Annotated in this window: 19 protein-coding genes; 14 read left to right on the forward strand and 5 right to left on the reverse strand. The window is 41.7% G+C overall.

Translation table 11 applies throughout. The annotated features are described in order from the left end of the window. Window positions 1-48 precede the first annotated feature (48 nt). The gene (gene kdsB / locus ACYIAR_RS13830) at window positions 49-804 is read right to left on the reverse strand and encodes a 3-deoxy-manno-octulosonate cytidylyltransferase (RefSeq protein WP_480330335.1); all 756 of its coding nucleotides are present in this window, start codon (window positions 802-804) and stop codon (window positions 49-51) included. Between the two features lie 168 nt (window positions 805-972). Beyond that, window positions 973-3,243 (reverse strand): monovalent cation:proton antiporter family protein, encoded by a 2,271-nt coding sequence (locus ACYIAR_RS13835; protein WP_480330337.1) that lies wholly within the window; start codon window positions 3,241-3,243, stop codon window positions 973-975. A gap of 162 nt (window positions 3,244-3,405) precedes the next feature. On the opposite strand from ACYIAR_RS13835, the gene ACYIAR_RS13840 reads away from it, so the two are divergent. The 8 genes from ACYIAR_RS13840 (at window position 3,406) to ACYIAR_RS13875 (ending at window position 12,809) form a co-directional block, all read left to right on the forward strand. Then, window positions 3,406-4,074 (forward strand): AlbA family DNA-binding domain-containing protein, encoded by a 669-nt coding sequence (locus tag ACYIAR_RS13840; RefSeq protein WP_480330339.1) that lies wholly within the window; start codon window positions 3,406-3,408, stop codon window positions 4,072-4,074. A gap of 165 nt (window positions 4,075-4,239) precedes the next feature. Continuing rightward, window positions 4,240-4,743 carry an RNA polymerase sigma factor gene (locus tag ACYIAR_RS13845; protein WP_480330341.1) on the forward strand — a complete coding sequence of 168 codons (504 nt, stop codon included), beginning with the start codon at window positions 4,240-4,242 and terminating at the stop codon, window positions 4,741-4,743. Between the two features lie 665 nt (window positions 4,744-5,408). Beyond that, window positions 5,409-6,437 (forward strand): threonine aldolase family protein, encoded by a 1,029-nt coding sequence (locus ACYIAR_RS13850; RefSeq protein ID WP_480330343.1) that lies wholly within the window; start codon window positions 5,409-5,411, stop codon window positions 6,435-6,437. 9 nt (window positions 6,438-6,446) lie between these two features. Further along, on the forward strand, window positions 6,447-7,214 hold the full coding sequence (locus ACYIAR_RS13855; protein ID WP_480330345.1) for an endonuclease/exonuclease/phosphatase family protein: 768 nt from the start codon (window positions 6,447-6,449) through the stop codon (window positions 7,212-7,214). A gap of 189 nt (window positions 7,215-7,403) precedes the next feature. After that, window positions 7,404-8,777, forward strand: coding sequence for a nucleobase:cation symporter-2 family protein (locus tag ACYIAR_RS13860; protein ID WP_480330347.1), 1,374 nt, complete (start codon window positions 7,404-7,406; stop codon window positions 8,775-8,777). Between the two features lie 4 nt (window positions 8,778-8,781). Continuing rightward, the gene (xpt, locus tag ACYIAR_RS13865) at window positions 8,782-9,354 is read left to right on the forward strand and encodes a xanthine phosphoribosyltransferase (protein WP_480330349.1); all 573 of its coding nucleotides are present in this window, start codon (window positions 8,782-8,784) and stop codon (window positions 9,352-9,354) included. A gap of 342 nt (window positions 9,355-9,696) precedes the next feature. Further along, window positions 9,697-11,199, forward strand: a complete 1,503-nt coding sequence (locus tag ACYIAR_RS13870; protein WP_480330351.1) for a glutamine synthetase family protein — start codon at window positions 9,697-9,699, stop codon at window positions 11,197-11,199. 392 nt (window positions 11,200-11,591) lie between these two features. After that, window positions 11,592-12,809 (forward strand): transposase, encoded by a 1,218-nt coding sequence (locus ACYIAR_RS13875; RefSeq protein ID WP_480330012.1) that lies wholly within the window; start codon window positions 11,592-11,594, stop codon window positions 12,807-12,809. 217 nt (window positions 12,810-13,026) lie between these two features. On the opposite strand, the gene ACYIAR_RS13880 is transcribed toward ACYIAR_RS13875, so the two are convergent. After that, window positions 13,027-13,281 (reverse strand): TIGR03905 family TSCPD domain-containing protein, encoded by a 255-nt coding sequence (locus ACYIAR_RS13880; RefSeq protein ID WP_480330352.1) that lies wholly within the window; start codon window positions 13,279-13,281, stop codon window positions 13,027-13,029. 266 nt (window positions 13,282-13,547) lie between these two features. Here ACYIAR_RS13880 and ACYIAR_RS13885 point away from each other — a divergent pair, with 266 nt between their 5' ends. Next, entirely contained in the window at window positions 13,548-16,076 is a 2,529-nt protein-coding gene (locus tag ACYIAR_RS13885) for a family 78 glycoside hydrolase catalytic domain (protein WP_480333665.1), read from the forward strand. Window positions 16,077-16,597: 521 nt separating this feature from the next. Then, complete coding sequence (locus ACYIAR_RS13890; RefSeq protein ID WP_480330354.1) at window positions 16,598-17,602, forward strand: gliding motility protein GldB-related protein; 1,005 nt, start codon at window positions 16,598-16,600, stop codon at window positions 17,600-17,602. 169 nt (window positions 17,603-17,771) lie between these two features. Here the strand turns inward: ACYIAR_RS13890 and ACYIAR_RS13895 are convergent, their stop codons facing one another. Continuing rightward, window positions 17,772-18,899, reverse strand: coding sequence for a clostripain-related cysteine peptidase (locus ACYIAR_RS13895; protein ID WP_480330356.1), 1,128 nt, complete (start codon window positions 18,897-18,899; stop codon window positions 17,772-17,774). A 185-nt stretch (window positions 18,900-19,084) separates the two neighbouring features. Then, window positions 19,085-20,299, reverse strand: a complete 1,215-nt coding sequence (locus ACYIAR_RS13900) for an acyloxyacyl hydrolase (RefSeq protein ID WP_480330358.1) — start codon at window positions 20,297-20,299, stop codon at window positions 19,085-19,087. Window positions 20,300-20,623: 324 nt separating this feature from the next. On the opposite strand from ACYIAR_RS13900, the gene ACYIAR_RS13905 reads away from it, so the two are divergent. The 4 genes from ACYIAR_RS13905 to ACYIAR_RS13920 all read left to right on the forward strand — a co-directional run bounded on the left by ACYIAR_RS13905 (window position 20,624) and on the right by ACYIAR_RS13920 (window position 24,515). Continuing rightward, on the forward strand, window positions 20,624-21,484 hold the full coding sequence (locus ACYIAR_RS13905) for an MBL fold metallo-hydrolase (RefSeq protein ID WP_480330360.1): 861 nt from the start codon (window positions 20,624-20,626) through the stop codon (window positions 21,482-21,484). Window positions 21,485-21,512: 28 nt separating this feature from the next. Continuing rightward, window positions 21,513-22,475 carry a calcium/sodium antiporter gene (locus ACYIAR_RS13910; protein WP_480330362.1) on the forward strand — a complete coding sequence of 321 codons (963 nt, stop codon included), beginning with the start codon at window positions 21,513-21,515 and terminating at the stop codon, window positions 22,473-22,475. A 61-nt stretch (window positions 22,476-22,536) separates the two neighbouring features. Further along, entirely contained in the window at window positions 22,537-23,205 is a 669-nt protein-coding gene (locus ACYIAR_RS13915) for a YczE/YyaS/YitT family protein (RefSeq protein WP_480330364.1), read from the forward strand. 116 nt (window positions 23,206-23,321) lie between these two features. Beyond that, window positions 23,322-24,515, forward strand: a complete 1,194-nt coding sequence (locus ACYIAR_RS13920) for a lipoprotein N-acyltransferase Lnb domain-containing protein (protein WP_480330366.1) — start codon at window positions 23,322-23,324, stop codon at window positions 24,513-24,515. The last annotated feature ends 31 nt before the right edge of the window (window positions 24,516-24,546 follow it).

A 24,546-nucleotide genomic window follows, 5' to 3' on the forward strand; every position in this document is an offset into this window, starting at 1 on the left:
TTTTTTGTGTTTTGACACACCATCTTCTGATATCTAGTCAACTCTCAGTTACCTATCCTTCTTAAGAAACTCAATAGACTTTTCCATATCCTCAGGAGTATCAATACCAATAGTTTCCTGATTAGTTATTCCAACCTTGATTTTATATCCGTTTTCCAGCCAGCGGAGCTGTTCCAGACTTTCTGCAATTTCCAGTGAAGACTGAGGCAGAGATGTAATTTCTTTCAGAACATCAGACCTGTAAGCATACATTCCTATATGCTTGTAATATGTGTGATTCGGCAGCCATTCACTGAAATGCTTTCCCCTCATATAAGGAATAATTGAGCGGCTGAAATACATAGCTTCCATATTTTTGTTTATAACAACCTTTGGACTGTTGGCATTGAACAGAGCCGTTTCGAAATCATCATCCGGACGGAAAGGCTTCACAAGAGTAGCAATCTGAACATCCTCCGAATCGAAGCAATGCATCAGAGCCTCTATTTGCTCCTTGCATATAAAAGGTTCGTCGCCCTGAATATTAATTATAATATCATTTTCGTTGCCTACTTTGGTGAAAGCCTCATAGCACCTGTCTGTTCCGCTCTTGTGTTTGTCGGAAGTCATAACCACGTTTCCTCCGAAACCTTTCACAGCTTCTTCGATGCGCGTATCGTCTGTAGCAACATATACATTGCTGATAACTTCTGAAACTCTTTCATATACACGCTGAATCATCGGCTTTCCGTCCATATCAGCCAATGGCTTTCCCGGAAATCGGGTTGAGGCATAGCGTGCAGGTATAATTGCTAAAAATCTCATATTGTTGAATATTAATTGATGTTTCGCAAGCTCGGTTTTAAAGTTGACAAGGTCTCAGAGACAAGTTAACAAGATTTTTTCCTTGTCAACTTGTTCCCTTGTTAACTCGTCAACTTTAAAGCCTGTCTCTTGAAACTTGAGTTATTATATCCTACTGATTGTAATATTTCAATTTGACAGAATTTTTCCTTCACTCAGTAATATTGCTTGCTTGTGTTCGCCTACAATCCAGACTATATCACCTTTTTCGAACACAGTTGAAGGTGGCGGGTTCTGTATAGATGTGTTGCCACGCTCAATACCAATAACAAGACACTTTGCCTGGTCGCGGATACCGGAATCCTGTATGGATTTTCCGATAAGAGAGGAATTTTCAGTAATGTAAAATTGCTCAATCTTAACTTCCTCCTTGCTTGCATTCTCATGTTCAAGCACAGACTCCTGATATCTTTTTTCAATATATTGATGGAAGGATTCCAAATCACTGTCGCTTCCCACAACCACAATCTTGTCAAAAGGATAAAGGCGCTCTTCACCTCCAGGAATATTTATTCTTTCATCACCTCTCACAATTGTTACTACATTGACATTGCATTTCTTGCGGAAATTAAGCTCCTTCAATGTCTTGCCAATACTTGGAGATGACTGTTTAATCTCATAGTCGGCGAGGTGCAAATCCCTTTCAAGCAAGTGATTCGTAAATTTCTGTGATATCGGCGCCTTTTTCTCTTCCTCAATTTCTCTTGCAGATAAATTGCTGAAGAAGCGGCGTTCAAGCAGAATTGACTGGCGCTTCAGCTTCCGTGAGAAAATAATGAAGAAAATCATCATTACAGCAATTCCCCACAGGAAACCCACAGTGAGGTTCACATATTTACTCAAAGGTATCATTATAAGTCCGACGCAAAGAAGAATCCTCAGAATAATCAGTGAAATAAGAGGACCGCGATTATATTTGCTGTCCTGCCACAAATGCTGGAATTCAACAGAACGGTTCTTTTTCATCATAATAGCTCTCAGGAGAGGGGCAATTATCAGGATGATTCCTGCCAGTGCTATCACGTTGCCTTTCCATCCTTCAATTTCTTTTGTGATAATAGGAGCTACAAACTGCATCCATGTGAAAATAAGAACAAGGCTCAATGACGTATATACACCAACTATTCTCAGCAAAGCCTTCAGCAGCTTGTTCCAAGTACTCTTTTGCCTGATAGTATTTGAGCCGGAAGTATATCTGTCCAGAAACCTTTTGGCTTGCTCCGGTATAACCCTTTCCGCAAATCTTACTCCCGGTTCCGCCATCCTTATCATATAAGGCGTAAAGAATGTGGTTATCACAGAAACAGCCACTACAATAGGATACAGAAAATCGTCAGTCACTTTCAATGTCTGTCCAAGCGAAGCAATGATAAAAGCGAACTCACCGATTTGGGCAAGCGAGAAACCGGACTGTATGGCAATCTTGAGAGGCTGACCGGATAACAGCACACCGAAAGTTCCGAAACATATTTGTCCGATAACCACCACAACAGTGATGATTAAAATAGGCCATTTATATTCCCACAGCAATGCCGGGTCGATAAGCATACCGACGGAAACGAAGAATATTGAGCCGAAAAGATTCTTTACAGGCTTTATAACCTCTTCAATATGCTCAGCCTCCACAGTCTCAGCCAATATGGAGCCCATAAGAAATGCGCCCAAGGCAGATGAAAAACCTGCTTTTGTCGCTATCAGAACCATGCCAAGGCAAAGACCGATGCTGAGTATAAGCATAGTTTCATCATTCAGATATTTTCTGGTCTTTTCCAATAACGACGGTATGGCAAAAATGCCGACAACAAAGCAAAACAGAAGAAACACACCGAGCTTTATAACACTGTTGAGCAGCTCCAGACCTTCCACTTCCTTGCTGACAGCCAAAGTGGAAAGCAGCACCATAAGCAAAACAGCAAATAAATCTTCGACCACCAGAATACCGAAAACCACACCGGCAAATCTCTGGTTGCGCAGCCCCATATCGTCAAAAGCCTTGAATATAATGGTAGTTGATGACATTGACAGCATACCGCCGAGGAATATAGAACTCATCTGGCTCCAGCCAAGCATCGTCCCGGTCAGATACCCGAGCGTCATCATCCCGGTGAGGATTGTAATGGCACCGATAATCGCTGTTCCGCCCACTTTCAGCAGTTTCTTTATACTGAATTCCAAACCTAGGGCAAACAAAAGGAATATAACACCTATATCAGCCCATATTCTTATGCTTTCCATATTGGTCACTGTCGGCATAATTTCTATTGACGGACCGGCAAGGATTCCTGCCACGATATATCCGAGAACAACAGGCTGTTTCAGCCATTTGAACAGAATGGTCACGATTCCTGCCAGAATAAGGATAACGGCAAGATCTGAAATTAGTGAAGGTATGTGTGACATCTTTATATGTTAATTTAATTCAAGTTCCGCAAAGCCCGACTTTCAGTTAACGAGCTGGCAAGAAAACAGGCAGGCAAGTACCATAGCCTTGTCCCCTTGTCTCTATTTATTTGTCAAAGTTATGCATTTATTTTATTTTTGCGTATCAAAAGAAAACCTAAAATGAAAAAGAAACATCCTTTGGAAGTGTTGATCGCACAGGGAGAGCATCAACAGCAGGACTTTAAGTTTGAGGTGAGCGACAGCAAGAAGATAGCACGTACTCTCAGCGCATTCGCAAACACCGACGGAGGCCGCCTGCTCATTGGTGTGAAAGATAACGGAAAAATATCCGGAATCAGAGGTGATGAGGAATACTACATGATTGAAGCTGCGTCGAAAATGTACACACGCCCGGAAGTTCCTTTCTCAAGCAGTTATTGGGATTTTGAAGGGAAAACAGTTTTGGAAATAGACATTGAGCCGTGCCCGGACCGTCCTTATCTCGCACCGGACAAAGATGACAAATACAAGGCATACGTCAGGATTGACGATGAGAATATCCTGGCAGACGAAGTTATGGTGAGGGCTTGGCGTAAACGTAACCGCCCCGATGGCACATTGCTCAGGCTCAGCGAGCCGGTCAAAATACTTTTGTCATTTCTTGAAAACAATCCCAACATCAGTGTAAGCAAGTTTTGCCGGATAGCCCATATATCATATAATGTGGCACGCAATATCCTGAGCGATTTGATGGCAATGGATGTAATCGGGTATGTTATGGTGGACAAACGTATTCTTTATTCTTTGAATGAAGATGCGAATGCCATACTCGAAGGACAGTTCGTGTAATTTTGACCTTTTAATAAATTTATTAATAAAAGGCAATAATATAATAGTTAATAATTTATAACAGGTAGAACAAATCTGAGGTTTATTCATATCTTTGTAATGTTATCAAAATTTTGATGACAGATACGACGCAAGAAGTGTCTTAACCTAATAAGATTTTTTATTATGAATGCGTTGCAATTTCAGAAAAAGTTAATGAGCATCCAGGAGAATATGTTGAATTTTGCTTTGATGTTGACTTCTAATAAGGATGACGCCCAGGACCTGATGCAGGACACTACTCTGAAGGTGTTGGACAACCAGGAGAAATTTGTTGACAACGTAAACTTTAAGGGTTGGGTTTTAACCGTTATGCGAAACATCTTTATAAACAATTATCATAAGGTTGTAAGAACACAAACGGTAGTTGATCAAGGTGTCGATTTGTATAATTTGGATGTTGTTAATGAATCCGGATTTGATTCTCCAGACGGAGCATATCATATTCAGGAAATCACTAAAGTCATAGAATCTTTGAATGATGAATTGAAAATTCCATTCTCAATGTATGTCAGCGGATATAAATATAACGAAATATCAGAAAAGCTGAACTTGCCTTTGGGAACAGTGAAAAGTCGTATATTTTTTGCACGACAGGAATTACAGAAATCCCTGAAAGATTACAGATAAGTCCGGTATGGATTAGATTTTTTTTCATTTTGAGATAAATATAAGCAAGGCGCACTCTTCATCACGAGGAATGCGCCTTTTTTTACACATCTATTTTCAATAATATGTGTTCATGTGTTTATGAAGAAAAAGTTAGTTGTTGCTTTTTTCTATTGATTTGGATTGGTATGTTTCTTACCTTAAAAAACAACTATCTTATTCATATAAACACGTTTTGTTAAATCTTGTTATTGTATAACAATCCGTCGTTTTGAAAGTTTATAGCAAAAACAAGATATTAAATTTTAATATGATATTATGAAATACAAAAACATAATTATCGAAAAATAATAATCCTGTGTTTATATTTATTTATTATGAAAGAACTCATTGCAAATGTATGAAAATAATTTAATAACTATACAAGCGTTTTTGGAAAAAAAGTGATGTGTATTGGTGAATTTCTGTCAATTATTTGTGTATTCACCGGTAATACTTGGTTATAGTCATTCTTTCTCCACTATTTGTGATAAAATATTACTTGATGATATGGGTGATTTGTTGTTAATTTCTATTTAATGACACTTTTGCTTATTCCTTATGTTTTTGACGATACTACTTTATTACTGGCGTGTTTTTGAAATGGATTTTGTAATTTTGCGAAAATTTTAAATTTTAGGGGGAAAATGAGAAGTTTTGCGAGCGATAACAATTCAGGAGTACATCCTTTAGTTATGCAGGCGTTGATAAACGCTAACGACGGACACGCAGTAGGTTATGGCGACGATGAATGGACATCTAAAGCCGTTCTTAAGTTGAAGGAAATTTTCGGTAACGAAGCGTCACCTTTCTTCGTTTTTAACGGAACAGGAGCTAATTCCGTAGCCTTGCAGGCGGTGACAAGACCGTTCAACAGTATTCTGTGCGCAGAAACAGCACATATAAATGTCGATGAATGCGGAGCTCCGGGCCGAATGACAGGATGCTCTATCGTGACAATCCCTACGGAAGATGGAAAATTAACTCCCGAATTGATAAAACCTCACCTTCATAATTTCGGAGTTTGCCATCATTCACAGCCAAAAGCTGTATATATCTCTCAGGTTTCTGAATTGGGAACCATCTACACCGTTGAAGAAGTAAAAGCAATATCCGAGCTTTTGCATTCCTATAATATGTATTTGCATATGGACGGAGCGCGACTTGCAAATGCCTGCGCTTATCTGAACTGCTCAATGAAGGAAATAACTGTCGATGCCGGAGTAGATATCTTGAGTTTCGGCGGAACCAAGAACGGTATGATGATGGGCGAAGCCGTTATCTCATTCCGTCCTGAAGTGACTGAAAACCTTGCATACATCCGCAAGCAGTCCGCCCAGCTCGCATCCAAGCTAAGATACATGTCTGCACAGTTCCTGCCATATCTCGAGAATAACCTTTGGCTGGAAAATGCCCTTCATGCTAACAAATGCGCATTGAAACTGGCTGAAGCCATGAGCAAATTCGACGAAATAAAATTTACACAGAAAATAGAATCAAATCAGCTCTTCTTCATCTTGCCAGCCGACGTTTTGGCAAAATTGCAGGAAAAATATTTCTTCTATGTGTGGAACGATGCCCGCAACGAAGCCCGACTTGTCACCTCATGGGATACAACAGATGAAGATATAGATTCTTTTATAGCAACATTGGACCAGATAATGCGTTCGAGATAAATTCCCGTTATGAAGTCAATACATATACTAACATTGCTTTTAGGCATATTTCTCCTTTCATGTGCAAATAGCAGTCAGAGTGAGAAAGAAGTTTCGGTTTTCAGGATAATGACCTATAATATCCGAAATTGCCGAGGATTGGACGATAGCGTGTCTGTCGATCGCACCGCATCCGTAATCAATAACATCAAGCCATATGTTGTGGCAGTCCAGGAAATCGACAGCGTAACCGGACGAAGCCAGGGCAAATACATACTCGGCGAACTTGCCGCCCGCACCGGAATGATTCCCGTGTTCTCTCCGGCAATAGATTATGACGGAGGAAAATATGGCACAGGCGTTCTTTGCACCGAAAAGCCAAAGGCTGTCTATCGCAGAGATTTGCCGGGAACTGAGGAAAAGCGTACACTGATTGTCGTTGAGTTCGACAAATTCTGTTTCGCTTCAACTCATTTCTCGCTGACAGAATCCGACCGCATAAAATCTGCCGCCCTGATAAAGGATTTTATAAGTAAATTCGACAAACCCGTCATAGTTGCCGGAGACTGGAACGACGAGCCTGAATCAGCATTCCTGAATGAAATGAAGAAGACCTTCAGGATATTGAGCAAAGCTGAGGAATACACATTCCCGGCATCCGAACCTTCAAAAACCATCGATTATATCGCTGTTTCGGAAAAACATTCCGAAAAACTGTCGTTGAAAGATGTGAAGGTTGTGGATGCGCCGGTTGAGTCGGATCACAGACCGCTTGTTGCGGAAATCTCAGTGGAGTAGAGTTCTAGTTGACGAGTTGACAAGTTGACAAGATGACGAGTTGACAAGTTGACGAGATATTTTTTACTAATAATTTATTAATACCTTGTCAACTTGTATCTGAAGCCTTGTCAACTTCTCTTTGAAGCCTTGTCAACTATTCCGTCACCAACTTTCAAGACTTAAATTAATAATAATATAGATTAACTTATGGCATTACAGGAACAAAAACAATCTGTTAATGAGCAGAAACCTGCGGATTTGATTTATGGAATTGACGATCGTCCACCATTCAAGGAAGCTGTTTTTGCAGCTTTGCAGCATTTGCTGGCTATTTTCGTGGCAATCATAACTCCTCCTCTGATAATTGCAGGAGCGTTGAAGCTTGATTTGGAAACAACAAGTTTCCTTGTGTCAATGGCTTTGTTTGCTTCCGGAGTATCAACATTCATACAGTGCAGGACAATCGGCCCAATCGGTTCCGGCTTGTTGTGCATTCAGGGAACAAGCTTCTCATTTATCGGTCCGATAATTACGGCAGGAACAATCGGAGGTCTGCCACTGATATTCGGAGTTTGTATGGCAGCAGCGCCGGTCGAGATGATAGTGAGCTGCACATTTAAATATATGCGTTCGATAATAACACCGCTGGTTTCGGGTATAGTCGTTCTTATGATAGGTCTTTGTCTTATCAAGGTAGGCGTAGTTTCCTGCGGTGGAGGATATTCGGCAATGGACAACGGAACATTCGGCAGCTTCGAGAATGTCAGCGTAGCCGCAATAGTTCTTCTCACCGTCTTGTTCTTCAACCGTTGCAAAAACAAATATCTCAGAATGAGTTCAATCGTTCTTGGTCTTTGCGTAGGCTATGCCGTAGCCTTCTCTCTTGGAATGGTCGATTTGAGCGCAGCTTCATCACAGAGCCTTTTCGGATTCAACATACCGGTCCCATTCAAATACGGATTGGACTTCAACTTCTCATCATTCCTTGCATTAGGTCTTATTTATCTGATTACAGCAATTGAGGCAACAGGCGATGTAACAGCAAACTCAATGATCTCAGGCAAGTCAATCGAAGGCGAATCTTATTTGCGAAGAGTTTCAGGCGGAGTTATGGCAGACGGATTCAACTCATTCGTAGCCGGAATATTCAATTCATTCCCTAACTCAATTTTCGCGCAGAACAACGGAATCATCCAGCTTACCGGAGTAGCAAGCCGATACGTAGGATATTATATTGCCGTAATGCTTATATTGCTCGGTCTGTTCCCAATCGTTGGAGTAGTATTCTCATTGATGCCGGACCCTGTTCTTGGCGGTGCAACACTGCTTATGTTCGGAACAGTAGCGTCAGCCGGAATCAGAATCATCGCTTCACAGGAAATCGACCGCAAGGCAACATTAGTGTTGGCAACAAGCATTTCGCTAGGTTTGAGCGTTGAGATGATGCCGGATATATTGAGCAAAGCCCCGGAAGCAATCCGTGCTATTTTTGCATCAGGCATAACAACCGGAGGTCTCACAGCCATTTTGGCAAATATGTTTATCAGAGTAAAAGACGAAAAATCAGAGATAAAAGAATAATACTATGGAGTTATTAAAACAGCGAATATTACAGGATGGACGTTGTTTCCCCGGCGGTATTCTGAAGGTGGACAGTTTCATCAACCATCAGATGGACCCGATGCTGATGCATCAGCTGGCAGAAGAATTCATACGTCGTTTCAAAGATGAGAAGATTAACAAGATTGTGACAATCGAGGCAAGTGGTATAGCTCCTGCAATCATGGTTGGATATCTTATGCAGCTGCCGGTAGTGTTTGTGAAGAAGAAAAAGCCAAACACTATGGAAAACATACTTACATCAGTTGTCCATTCCTTCACAAAAGGTCGCGACTATACTGTTTGTGTAAGCAATGACTTCCTAACTAAAGACGACAGAGTGCTGTTCATCGACGACTTCCTTGCACACGGAAACGCAGCAATGGGTATGGTTGACCTTGCAAAACAGGCAGGCTCAACCATCTGCGGCATGGGATTTATTATTGAAAAAGTATTCCAGGGCGGAGGAAACGAACTGCGCAAAATGGGATATCATGTCGAAAGTCTTGCCATGATCGACAGCCTTGATGATTGTAAGATAACATTTCATCAGAAATAATTCTGAGGAATAGAAAATAGTTGACGAGTTGACAAGGAATAGTTCCTGATTCATTTGAATTCGGGAATTCAAATCCTTGCCAACTCGTTTTCTTTTTAATATAACTTACTATCCTAATTTAAGGCCTTCAGCCAAAATTCAGATAGAAATATAGTTTTCTAATTAATATTGACTCTTTCTTATTTATAGGTTTCAATCTGTAACTTTTTAAAATATCAGTTTTGCAACACCCTTTTTTGAAAAAAATATCCTTCAAATTATCCATTAGTCAGATTAAATCGTATATTTGGACAGTCACACATACATTTGACAAACATTTTGTTAACTTAATATACATGAACTATGGATAATCAGCTATCAATGAATGCCAATTTGCTGGTATCTTATCTGCAAAAACCGGCAGCAGAATTTACCAAAGAAGATATCAAGAAGTATATCAGGGAAAATGAAGTCCAGATGGTGAATTTCATGTATCCGGCTGGCGACGGACGTTTGAAAACCTTGAATTTCGTCATCAACAATGAATCCTATCTTGACGAAATACTGACCTGCGGAGAAAGAGTTGACGGCTCAAGCCTGTTCTCATTCATCGAAGCAGGAAGCAGCGACTTGTACGTAATCCCAAGATTCAAGACAGCATTTGTTGATCCTTTTGCCGAACTCAAAACGGTAACAATGCTATGTTCATATTTCAACAAAGACGGACAGCCGCTTGAAAGCTCACCCGAATTCACCCTCAAAAAAGCATGCCGCGCCTTCAGGGAAGTGACAGGAATGGATTTCCACGCAATGGGAGAGTTGGAATACTACGTTATAGCTCCTGAAACCGATATGTTCCCGGCAACAGACCAGAAAGGCTATCACGAATCAGCACCATATGCCAAGTTCAATGATTTCCGCACAGCCTGTATGTCATACATTGCCCAGGCAGGTGGACAAATAAAATACGGACATTCCGAAGTTGGAAACTTCTCACAGACAGGTTTGACCTACGAGCAGAATGAAATAGAATTCCTTCCGGTATATGCCGAAGATGCAGCAGACCAGTTGATGCTTGCAAAATGGATTATCCGCAATTTGGCAAATATCTACGGTTATAACGTAACCTTTGCGCCTAAAATCACCGTTGGCAAGGCAGGTTCAGGCTTGCACATACACATGCGCCTGATGAAAGACGGCAAGAACCAGATGCTCAGCAACGGAGTTCTTTCCGAAGTGGCACGCAAGGCAATAGCCGGAATGATGGAGCTTGCACCGTCAATCACCGCATTTGGCAATAAGAATCCAACATCATATTTCCGCCTCGTTCCTCACCAGGAAGCGCCTACTAATGTTTGCTGGGGCGACCGAAACCGTTCCGTCCTGGTTCGTGTTCCTCTGGGTTGGGCAGCAAAAACTGATATGTGTGCTTTGGCTAATCCGCTGGAAAGCGCATCTGCGTATGACACAACCCAGAAACAGACAGTAGAAATGCGTTCGCCGGACGGCTCGGCAGATTTATATCAGTTGCTTGCCGGACTTGCCGTGGCATGTCGTCATGGTTTCGAAATGCAAAACGCTTTGGAAGTTGCCGACCGCACATATGTAAATGTAAATATACATAACGAAGAGAACAAATCGAGATTGGAAACCTTGGCTCAATTGCCGGACAGTTGCGTAGCTTCTGCCGAATGTCTTGCCCGGGATAGGGAAGTGTATGAAAAATATAATGTCTTCAGCCCTGCTATGATTGATGGAATTATAGCCCAGCTCAAGGCTTACAACGACTCCACTCTCCGCAAAGATATCATTGACAAGCCAGATGAGCTGAGAGCTCTTGTTGATAGATTCTTTCATTGTGGATGATGGGGGAATGATAGGTTGATGTAAATTATTCTATTCTATAAAAAACAAAGAAGACACGGATATTGCTGTTGTGCCAACAGCATTTCGTGTCTTTTTTGTATAAGCAAATTAATCTGCGTTATAAATGTTATTCTCTGATTTGTATTAATTATCTGTATCTACTATTCAATACTTCGGTAAATTTTTACCGAAAAATTAAAAGTTAAACAATAGAACCAGTAAAAGCTGGTTCGAAAACACTAAAGAGGTCATTGAAGTGTTGTCAAGACGAATGGTTAAGCATGAAGAAATGTGCTGAAAAAAAGTGTGCTAGCTTGCTGACAATAAGGGTAAAAAGTATTGCATAATTCGTTAGTTTTTAGTAAATTAGAAGTTCCCTAACTCTTCTGATTATGACTAAAGAAACACTCCTTATGCAATACCAATCTGAGTGCCTGTCGGCTCTCAAATCAGTCGTGAATATACAAAAACCTTTTGAAAAAACGTTCATGGACACCATGAAATTATTCATGGCTATCCCAGATCGTATAAACTTCCTCCAATTGGGCAGATATGGCTGTTTCTCAGAACAGACTTATCGTAACCTTTTTGAGCATGAAACTTTCGACTGGTTTGCGTTCAACGGCTCTATCATCAGCAAGCATCTCACAGGCAAAAGAAAAGCCATCGCCATCGATCCTTCCTATATCCCCAAATCAGGAAAGAAGACACCTTGGATAGGTTACTTCTGGTCTGGTTGTGCAGGAGAGTACAAGCGTGGACTGGAAATCATGGGCATCGGTGTCATTGACATCGACAACCATGAATGCATGACTTTAGGTTCCATTCAGACACCGGATTGCAAGACCTTGGATAATATGGACAAGAACCTCGTTGACTGGTACAGCAGCTATCTTATCAGTAGAAAAGACAAGATACAGAGCATATCAAGAACGGTGGTTGCAGACGCATTCTTTTCCAAGGAAACTTTCATAACGCCTATGTGCGAGAACGATTTCCATGTCATCAGCCGCTTTCGGAATGATGTAATCCTGTACTATCCGACATTGGAAAAGAAAACAGGGAAACGAGGTCATCCCAAGTGGTTTGACGGAAGAATCGACTTTGCCAATCTGGATCTGACCAGGTGCAAGGAATACGAGGTGAACAAGGGAAAACTATACGGATTGAGGGTATATGCAAAAGCTCTCAAAAGGTATGTTTCCTTAGCCATCTGGTATCCGATGGACGGGAGGACAGACAAGTGGCAGCTTTACTTCTCTACAGACGATTCCATGGATGGACGCGAGGTTCTGGATTATTACAGAACCAGATTCCAGCTGGAGTTTTGCTTTAGAGATGGAAAGCAGCATGCAGGAATCACCAACAGTCAGTCAACCGACTTCAGGAAGTTGGATTTTCACTTCAATGCGTCGCTTGCAGCTATCAACTTGGCCAAAGCGGCATGTAAGAGACTCGGAATAACCTATTCCATATCATCCTGCAAGTCTTTCATACACAATGCTTATATGCTTGAACGATTTATTTGCGTGTTTGGGATTAGCCCAGACACGCAAGTTATTGACAAACTTTTCAAAGAACTCATTTTATTTACCGCCAGAGCCGCTTAGGCTTGGCTATTTTTTAACGAACTATTGTACTATTACTTTTTATGATTTATAGATAATAATGTAATCTTAAAACTAAGGTTTAGATTTTACAAATTAAGTCTTAGTTTTTATAAACTGTGACTTAGTTCTTAAAAACTAAGACTTAGTTTTAAGATTATATCTTTACTTTTAATTTTTAAAATGAATAATTACTTGTCGGACAATAGAAATTCTTATTTTATTCCATCCCTTCCCTCAGCGCCCTCGCCATCTGATCCGGGCAAGAAGTATTCTTGTTGCCGCATTTGATACCACTGAGGCGATTGATAGCATCTTCAGCCTTCATGCCCTTAAGTAAGGCACAGATACCCTGGCTGTTGCCATGGCAGCCGCCGATAACCTGGGCGTTTTCGATAACACCGTTATTGATATCTACAATCATCATTTTTGAGCAAACACCTTGAGGATAGTATTCGATACGTTTTGTTCCCATATTTTTTATTTTGATTATTGGTTTTGTAAGTTTCTGAAAATTATATATCCGGAAATTGCGTGCAAAAGTATAAAAAGATGATACGACGGGCAAAATAAAAAAATGTTTTTCCTGTAAACTCTTCAATTAAAAGTTTAGTTTGTGAAACAAGAGTCTGTGTTATTCTAGGAAATTATTGTAATTTTGTTTGTCTAACCAATAAATCATTACGGAATATGAAAATCGGACTAATCAAAAAAATCGTTCCCTGCCTGTTTGCTGCGGGGATGCTTTTCGCTCTGTCCTGTTCGACGAAGCAGGAAAAACAAGGAATACACAAGACTGAGGCTTTGGAAAATCAGGCGTGGAATTCATCGACATGGATTTCTGCTGCTGATGCTCCGGTGGTTACGGGGCCGGTATATGACGGAACAAGGGCTGCCGATGGTGCCAGTTGGTTTGTATCGACGGTGAAGAACAGCCGGAAGGTGAGCAGTGCGCGATGGATGACTTCGGCTCTTGGGGTGTATGATATATATGTGAACGGAAAACTTATCGGCGATGAAATTCTGAAACCGGGGTTCACACATTATGAGAAGACTAAACTTTCTTTTACTTATGATATAACTGATGCTTTCAACACTGAGGCGGAGGCTGAGAATGTGCTGTCGGCACAGGTCACTCCTGGATGGTGGGCGGACAAGATTATTACTCCGGGAAACCATGATGGAATGGTTGGCAAGAAATGTGCTTTCCGCGGTGTGCTTGAGCTTACTTATTCCGACGGTAGCAAGGAGCTGCTTGGCACGGACACTAAGAACTGGAAGGCGGGTATTGCCGGCCCGGTGACTCATGCGGCTATTTTTGACGGTGAGGAATATGATGCCAGAATTCTTCCGGGTTATGAAACTCCTGAGAAATTGTCGGCTCCGGAAGTGAACGGCGAGTTCAAGGGCGAGCTGGTGCCGTCGGAAGGTGCTGAGATTTATTTCCGCCACGATTTGGCTCTTTCGCCTGTGAAGGCTTATGTGTGGGAAGGCGTAAGTGGCGAGAGCAAGGATGAATTTGGAAAAATCATTGTCAAGAAGGAATATAAGGCGGGTGAGCCGATGACGGTGAAGCCGGGCGAGAAGCTGGTGGTTGACTTCGGCCAGAATTGTGCGGGTGTGCCGTCATTTGTGTTCAATGCTGCTGAGGGAACTGTTCTGGAGTGTATCACTTCGGAATTGCTGAATGACGGAAACGGGGCTAAGAGCCGCGGTATGGACGGTCCGGAGGGAAGTGTTCACCGCCTGAACCTGAGAATCCCGGATAGCGGAATGATTTTGAAATATACTTTTGCCAATTCGGCTGAGGATGTAAGTTATATTCCGAGATGCACTTTCTTCGGTTATCGCTATGTTTCAATTACTGCTTCTGCCGAGGTTAATATCAGTAAGATTGAATCTGTGCCTGTCACTTCAATTACGAAGGAAATGGAATGTGGAAGTATTACTACGGGAAATGATATGGTGAACAAGCTGATATCAAACACTCTTTGGGGACAGCGCTCAAATTATCTTTCTGTTCCGACTGACTGCCCGCAGAGAAATGAAAGGTTGGGCTGGACTGCGGATACTCAGGTGTTCACTGAAACTGGTTCGTTCTTTGCAAACACTTCTTCTTTCTTCCATAAGTGGATGCGTGATATGATGGACAGCCAGAGTGAGCTGGGCGGTTTTCCGGGTGTTGCTCCTTTGGCTCAATATGGAAATGAGATGATGCGTCTGGGATGGGCGGATGCAGGTATAATCGTGCCTTGGACTATATGGAAGCAGTTTGGCGACACTAAGATTATCGACCAGTGCTGGGACTCGATGGATAAATTCATGAATCATATCAACGACACGAAGTATGACCACAAGACTCTGGTGAATGAGAATATGAATTATCAGTGGGCGGACTGGTTGAGCTATGAGCCGCTGGAAAGCTGTGGTGGCGGTGCTTTCGACAAGAAAGGTCCTCTGCCTGAGGCTGTGGACTACTGGAATTATCTGAGTGCATCATATTGGGTGATTGATGCAGGAATGATGCGTGATATGGCTGCCGCAAGCGGAAGAGATGCTTCGAAATATGAGAAAATGGTTGCTGATGCTAAGGCTTATATAAAGGAGAATTTCTTCACTGCTGATGGAAAGTTTAAGACTGATATTCTGAACACTATGCAGACTCCGGCTTTGTTTGCCCTGAAGAATGAGATTTGGGATGGCAAGGCTAAGGAGGATATGATTTCACGATTGAGAAAGAATTTTGAGGAGCATGACAATTGCTTGCAGACCGGTTTCCTTGGAACTTCAATACTTATGCCTACGCTTACTGAAAACGGTATGTCGGATATTGCATGGGAATTGTTGTTGCAGCGTAAGAATCCGAGCTGGCTGTATTCAATCGACAATGGTGCCACCACTATATGGGAAAGATGGAACAGTTATATGATTGAAAGCGGAATGGGACCTAAGGGTATGAACAGTTTCAATCATTATGCTTATGGCGTGGTTTGCGAATGGATTTGGGAGAGTGTTGCCGGCATTGCTTCGGATACGGCTAATCCTGGTTTTAAGCATATCATAATGAAGCCTGTTCCGGACAAGAGACTGGGCCATGTGGATGCTGTTTATGATTCTGCTTCCGGACGTATCAAGAGTTCATGGAGATATGAGGGTGATACGTGGATATGGAATTTCACTGTTCCGGAAGGATGTACGGCATCGGTTACTCTTCCTGGAGAAACTGAGGCTAAGGTTTATGAGGCTGGTGAGTATGAGGTGAGGAAGTGAGTTGAGGAGACAAGTTGACGAGGGGAGGAGTTGACAATGTCTATTATTTAGTCTTGTCAACTCGTATCTGAAGCCTTGTTACCTATAAGAATTTTGATAATATAACGTGAGTTCGACGAATTCTGAACTATCTATCAAGGCTGAAAGCCTTGTCAAATCAGGTATTTGGCTGATTTGTATAGCCCAGGGTGTGAGCCCTGGGTAAATGCAACCACCATCCGTTCTAAGCTCTGAAAGAGCGACTCTCTGTTAACGACTAAAATATAACAGAACATTGTGTCGCTCCTTCAGAGCTTTGTTTTATTATGTGTCTGTGACCCAGGACTCACGCCCTGGGCTATAAAAAGGCTTTCAGCCTTAATATTATGTCCTTTTCCCGGAATAATCCATTCTCCAAATCTGCTTTTTTATTCGTTGAACTTACGTTAATATAGGATGCGGCTCGGCATATCAAAATCAAAAACAGGTTTTTATTTTGCTCTGCGCTCTCCTTTCATTATATTTGCCCCAAAAAGAACCATATGATACAACGATTTATTATTCTGATAACCTTGTTTGTTATGAGCCTGCCGGCATGTAGCAGCCAGACTCAGGACGCTTCGGGATATAAGGATGCGCCGGCGGTGGAGATACACCGTTTTGATAAGGCTCTGCTGCAATGGCTGGAAAGTGGAGATGACGCGCAGAAAAAGGTGTTGACGGATGATTATTATCAGATGCTGGACCTTACGGGGAAAGGAATATTGAATGTTCAGACTCCGGAACGTGAGGATTTCTTCACGAAACTTTCTTCTTATTATTCGGAACCGACGTTGCGCGGGCTTTATCGTGACGCCGTATCAAATTTTGAGAATACGGATGATATGGAGAAGACATTGGGGCAGGCTTTTGCTTTTTTGAAGGATGTTTTCCCGCAGAGCCAGATTCCGGCATTGTATATGCACGTTTCGGGATTCAATCAGAATGTGCTTGTTGGCGACAGTGCTCTGTCATTGTCGATAGATAAATATCTTGGCGCTGAATATCCGCTTTACAAGGAGTTTTTCCCGGATTATGACAGGCGGAAGATGAGCAGGGAATTTGCTGTTGTGGATTATATTGCCGGATGGCTGATGAGTGAGTTCCCGTTTTCAGGAAAGGAGAATGTTCTGCTGGACCAGATGATTTATTACGGGAAAATATATTATATTGTTTCGCTGGCTTTGCCCGAAGTTTCCATTGCCGATATTCTGGGATATACTGCAGAGGACTGGCAGTGGTGTGTGGACAACGAGAAAATTCTGTGGAAAAATATAATAACAAGGAAGCATCTTTATACGCCGGATAATACGACTACACAGAAATATTTCAGTAACCGTCCGTGTACTTTCCTTGCCGACAAGGCTCCGGGAAATTTGGGAATATGGGTTGGAATACGGATTGTGGAGAAATATATCGGTGAAACAAAGGCTTCGCCTTCGGCTTTGATGAACGCGATGCCGGAAACAGCTCAGGAGTTTCTTTCGGCTTCGAAATACAGACCGTGACGTAAGAAAACAAGAAACCGTCCTATCCTCGCGAACCGGACGGCCTGAATCTTAACCTAACTTAATTCTAATACCATGAAAAACACTATATAATGGAAACAAGAAAAGCGGAGATTTTGTTGATGAAAATCTCCGCTTTTTTATATTTATTTTGATTCTGTCGCATTTTTTATTTAGAGACGTAGGTTGCCCATTCCAACTGGTCGTACCAGTCGTTGAGCTTAGGATAGTTTTTCTGGTATGCGTAGATTGAGAGTCCGCTGAATTTATCTATTGCTATTGAGCCGCACTGGGCGAAGTAGTTTTCAGGAGTGCATGCTTTGTAGATTATGGCTTTGTCCATTGCTGTTTTCAGGTTGGTATATTCTTCATTGCTTGCAATTTGGGACAGATAATCTTCCATGTCATAGAGTTTGTGGTTATTCCATGTCAGATATTCGAGGGCTTGCACCTGATATAAATCTATATTGTATAGAGATTCTTCAGTCTGTCTGCTGAGAATATTCCGGCAGGCATCTGCAAGATTGTCCAATTCGCTTGTTTTTACGACTGATACTGATGCGGAGCGTGATACTCCGGACATTTGGTCATAATGGCTGTAGAATGAATCGGCTATTCCTGTGACGTCGGCATTCAGCAGCATTGGTGTTATTTCGTTATACGGAAATCCGTCGGCAAGGATTTCCGTTGCCGAACCGATGATATAGTCTGTGCAATTTCGCAGAGCATAAACTACTTCTACGCTTGCCATATAGCAGGCGTCGAAGAGGATAAAGTCGAAATGGAAATCGTTGAGGACGTAGCTTAGGTCGTCGAGTTCCATATAATTGTTTCCGTCCTGTCCGAATGAGCGCAGATAGGAGTCGAGATTTGAGGGAAGCCATGCTGTGCCGTGGCTCCACAGAACGATGCCCATACTTTCGGAAGGAAACTGCTCTTTTACGGTTGTTATCACCGAGCGGAGATTTTCCGGAGAGGCGGAGTTTTCTTCTTCATATTCTTTTATGAGATTTCTTGAAACAATGCCATTATTGTCTTTCCGGAACTGGTATAATCCAGGTGTTGCACCTCTTTCGTCGATATATGCTATAATGTTGCCATTTTCCAAATCGGCATTCTTGCAGCCTTCTTCTATCATTTTCATATTATATTCCACAAAAGAGCTGAGGCTGTTGTCGCCAGCCATATAAATCAGTACAGTCCGTTGTGGCAAAGTCTTTTCCTCGTTCTTGTTACAGCTGAGGAGGAAAGAGAGGCATAGGACTGAGAGAATTGATATGAGGAGTTTTGTTTTCATAAATATGGTTTGAGTTTTTAAGTTTTTGAGTTTTTAAGTTTAATAGGGGACGATGTGGCGAGTTGACGAGGCTGAAAGTCTTGTTCCCTTGTCTCTGAATCCTTGTCAACTTGTCTCTGAATCCTTGTCCCCTTTATCCTTGCAAATATCCTAAAATATTTCAAAGCAACCAACAGAAGGGAATGTTATCGTGCGTTGAATCTTATTCCCAAGCCGAGCATAAGGTTGTTCGGATTCTTGAATTTGTAAAGCTGATAGCCGGTGTGGATGAATACATTCTTGGTTATATCGGTTTTCAGCACAAAAATCTGATAGAAAGAATTTGTGTCTCTTCCTTTGCACAGGAAATTTTTGCCAATACCAATATTTATGGAGAAAATAGGCATCACCACTTCCGCTCTGAGAGAAAGACCGGCTGAGAACTGTTCGCGGAATGGCGGGCGATAGAACTTCAAATCCTCAGACTCTGATGGGATGAAATCGTTGGCTATATGGTCAACTATGTTTGCGCTTTCGTCGTACTGCAAATCCAGGGAAACTCCGGCACGGAAATATTGGCTGAAATTATACAGCGGATTGAAGTTAAGACCAAGAACACCGAATGAGCCGGGAGCAAGAATCGGGTCGTGATCTTCCGGGAAAATGCCTTTTCTCTTGACTGCTCCATATACAATAAGGTCATAATTTATATAAGGCGAGAACAAAGAGCTGGAGGAAGTTGCTGAGGCAAATCTCCTTTCGGCTTTTCTGCCCAAATAGCGGGTGATTCCTACGGATGCGCCGATTGAATTTACTCCGGCATTGGGATAGCTGGTGTTTCCGTTGGAATAGTGACTGAGTCCGATTCCTGCACGGATATTGGTGTTGGGCGCAACTTCCCAGTTCAGTAGGAAGCCCAGGTTTATATAGGCATTTGTGCTTGAGCCGACTACTCTGTTTTTCGGATTTGTTTCGCTGTCATATTTCTTCCATCCGAAAGATGCGCCGAAGTTCCATTCATAATCAAATGAAAGATTACGGGAGATTGTGGCAATCCTTGATGTTTGGAATGCATAAAGGGCAATAGGATTTCCTATTTCAGCTGAATTGAAAAATGTGTTGTAGGCAAGACCTACGCCCTGTATGGCATAAGGATATAATTTCCCGAACTTTGAGTCCGGTGAAAACTGGAAGCCATATTTCAGATTTCCGGAAAGAGTTGTGTTTATGCTCTTCTGCGCATTGTTTTCACCTTTGAAGAAATCGTGAGTAGGAAATACATAAGCCGGGCGGAAGTCGAAACCTATCAGATGTGAGGCTTTTCCTGTAATTGAATCTTTCTCAGAAGCTGATATTTCGCATAAAAAAGAAAGGCATATTAATATGCATAATGTAGTTCTTATTAAATCTGTATTCTTCATCTTCACTCTAATCTCCCTAAAATAACTCAAGTTTCGCAAGCTCAACTTTCAGATAACAAGTTGACAAGAAGACAAGTTAACGAGAATTTTTAGATAATAAATTGTAAAGTTACAGGTGTCTTGACCTTGTTAACTTGTCTCTGAAACCTTGTTAACTCTTAATTTGGGCAACTTGCGAAACTTAAATAAAATAATAGTCCGTTTTTCGTTAACAAGTTTTGCAATATTAATCAAAGTCTTTTGTATTAAAAGAGTTTTAAGAATCTTTTAGAGGATTGAATGTTCTTTTTTTCGTATTATTGTGGCTGAATAAAAAGAAAAAGTATGAATAGAAGAAGATGGATTCGCAATGTTGCAGGAACAACATTGCTTTTAATGATGACACCAAATCACTTTAACCGTTTGTTTGGTGCTGAAAATTCAGTGAAAAGCCATAATGGTAAAATTGAAACACGCAGTTTCGGTGACATTAGTATTACCTGGATAAGAGACAATGCGAAGGAAGGATTTATGAACAATAGTCTTTTCAGTGATTTTGACCAGGAAATCTTGTCGCGTGTATCTCCGGACGGGAAGATGCCTTCGACCGTGAGTTGTTATCTTTTGCAGACCGAAGGAAAGAATATCCTGTTTGACACAGGAAACGGAGCTGAGGACAGTTTGCTGTTGAAAGCTTTGGAATCACTTTCGATTACTCCGAATGACATAAATGCTATTTTCCTTACTCATCTGCATGGTGACCATATCGGTGGATTAGTCAAGGATGGAAAGCCTGTTTTTGAAAAAGCATCTGTTTTTATTTCTTCTCCGGAATATGATGGATGGATGAATATGGAAGATGAAAGAAAAAATAAAACATTTGCCATTTTGGAAACTTATAAAAATAAGATACATTTGTTCAATTTTTCAGACACTCTTCCGTATGGAATTGTTGCGTTGGACGCGTCGGGACATACTCCGGGACATACGATTTACAGAATTGGAAATTGTATGATTGTCGGGGATTTGCTTCATGCTGTTGCGTTGCAGCTTGAATATCCTGATGCTTGCGCGGCTTATGACATGGATAAAGAGAAGGCTATCGGGTCGAGAAAGAAATATCTGCAATATATAAAGGATGAGAATCTGGTGTTTGCAGGAATGCATTTCCCTTCTCCTGTGTTCAGAGAGTTTGAAAAAGACTGATTCTGATAATAACACAAAAACTTGAAATATGCTCAATATTATTTTCCTGCTTGCCGGATTGGCATTGATTTTACTTGGAGCCAATATTCTGACTGACGGCTCTGCTTCGGTTGCTAAGCGTTTTAACATCTCTGACCTGGTGATTGGTCTGACTATAGTGGCATTTGGAACTTCGGCGCCGGAGTTGGTGATTAGCGTTCTTTCATCATTGAAAGGCAGTGCTGAGATGGCAATAGGTAATGTGGTGGGTAGTAATATATTCAACATACTTATGATTATAGGCTGTACGGCTTTGGTGATGCCTATGAAAGTAGGAGATGGAACAATGAGCAAGGAAATTCCTCTTGTTATTCTTTCGTCCCTGGTGTTGGCGGCTTTTGCCAATGATGTTTTGCTGGATGGAGGAGCGGCGAATGTGATAAGCCGCATTGATGGCTTGGTTTTGCTTGGCTTCTTCCTTATATTCATGCGATATACGTTTGCGATAGCACGTAATGGAGGAGAATCACAAGAGGAATCTCAGGAAATAAAGCTGATGCCGGTGTGGAAATCCGCTGTGTTTATATTGGGCGGACTTGCCGGATTGATTGGCGGCGGCCAGCTATTTGTTGAAGGAGCAAGCGGCGTGGCACGAAGCTTGGGCGTGAGCGAGTCTATTATTGGCTTGACTCTGGTTGCAGGAGGAACATCACTTCCGGAACTGGCAACTTCGGTGACTGCTGCGTTGAAGAAGAATCCGGGAATAGCAATAGGAAATGTGATTGGCAGCAATTTGTTTAATATTTTCTTTGTTTTGGGATGCAGTGCTTCGATTGCTCCGCTGCCAATGGGAAATATAAACAATATGGATATGGCTGTCCTTGTTGGCTCGTCAGTTTTGTTCTGGCTTGTCGGATGGTTTTTCCGCAAGAGAACTATTACACGTCCGGAGGGCGCTTTGCTTATTTTGTGCTATGTCGCATACACAACTTGGCTGATATTGCAGCAATAAAGGCAGAAAATGAGTATCAAGGAAATGCAGTATTCTGTATTTTTGCGAAAAAATTTTTGTGATGAATATTGTAGAGTTGACGGAACGCTATTCCGTGTTTGTATTGGGATTATTTATGATGGCGTTGGGAATCGCCTTTTGTGTTCATGCTGATTTGGGTATAACCCCTATTTCTTGTCCTCCATATGTTTTGAGTCTGGGATTGAAGCCCACAGTTGGTCAGTTTACGATAGCTATGCATGCTATCCTTGTTCTTATCCAGGTTGCTATTTTGAGGAAAGATTTTCCGAAACTGCAATATATGCAGCTGATTACGGGTTTTCTGTTCGGCTTTTTCATAGACTTTGCAATTTGGCTGACTAATTCTATTTTGCCGGAAACTTATATGATGCGTATGCTTTACGTGGTGTTCGGCTCTGCTATACTGGCTGTTGGAATACTCTTCGAAGTTACTCCGAAAGTGATGCTTATTGCCGGTGAAGGACTGATGCTGGTGTTGGCGAACAAGTGGCATAAGCCTTTTGGAAAGGTGAAGGTCGGTTTTGATTGCACATTGATATTTATAAGTCTGATTTTCTCATTATATTTGTTCGGTGAAATACGAGGTGTCCGTGAAGGGACAATTTTATCGGCTTTTCTGGTGGGATTCTTTGTCAGTCGTATCCAGCCGCATTTGCGATGGTTAACAAAATGGCTTAACAGAAGAGAAGACGGAAAACAGATGTGTTGAAGTTGCAACACAGGAAAAGCTGTCAAGGATAATAAACTGGTCCACTTTGTTTTCATGACAACTCGTATGCTGAAAGCATGGCTTTCAGAACTTGACTAATTTAATTATTTAGAGGCGTGAAGCGAATAATATCTATAATGTGTTTGTGCTTTCTGTCATTGGCTATGACATGGGCACGTCCTTTAACAGAAAGGGCAAAGGTGAGTCTGTTGACAAGTTCGCCATACGAGGCTGAGGTTTTCACTGTGTACGGACATGCGGCTTTGAGGATAAATGACCCGGGGCAGCGTATCGACATTGTGTTTAACTACGGATTGTTCAATTTCAATAAACCGTTTTTTATATACCGTTTTGCCAGCGGGGAGACTGATTATATGCTTGGCGCAATAAATTATTCCGACTATATCGTGGAATATCAGATGCGTGGAAGCACCGTGACAGAGCAGATATTGAATCTTACTGCCGAAGAGAAGGAGGCAATATGGCTAGCCTTGCAGGAAAATTATAAACCGGAGAACAGAGAATATCGTTATAACTTCTTCTTTGACAATTGCGCGACACGGCCTGTGGCTTTGATAGAAAAGAATGTTGCCGGGAATGTGGATTATTCCGGATGGAAAGCTGACAGCTTGTCTTTTCGTGATATGATTAATGATTGCACTCGCAATAAACCATGGCTTACCTTTGGCTGTGACCTTGCTTTGGGAAGTCCGACTGACCGGATGGCAACCAAGCATGAGATGATGTTTCTTCCTATGCTGCTTAAGGATGCTTTTGAGAAAGCTGAGATAGTGGGAGAGGACGGAACTAAAAGAAAACTGGTGGAAGAAACCATCGTTTTGCCTGCCGAGCCGGATGAAGCAGAGAAAACTGTAGTTACTCCTCTTGTGGCTGCAATATTATTGCTTGTTTTCTTCGTTGCGCTTTCTCTGCTGGAAGTTAGGACTAACAGATATTTTGCGGTGGTGGACGGGCTGCTGTTCTTTGTGGCCGGAATTGGCGGATGTATATTGTTTTTCCTTTGTTTCGTTTCGGAACATCCTTGCACTTGCCCTAACTGGAATCTTATATGGATTCAGCCTTTGCATCTTCTGTCTCCAATATTATATGTTGTAAAAAAGTGGAGAAAAGTCTTTTATTATTATCATTTTATTAACTTTGTGGCGATTTTGCTGTTCGTGCTGTGTTGCAGTTTTATTCCGCAACACTTCAATATGGCAGTTATTCCGTTGGCATTTAGCTTGTTGTTGCGTAGTGGAATGGTGCTGTACAGAGCGAAATCTGAAAATAGGACGTTGGCTAATCGCTGAACAATTAATACAAATATTAAGAACAAATACA

This window comes from Parabacteroides sp. KHUB-01 (assembly GCF_056640935.1).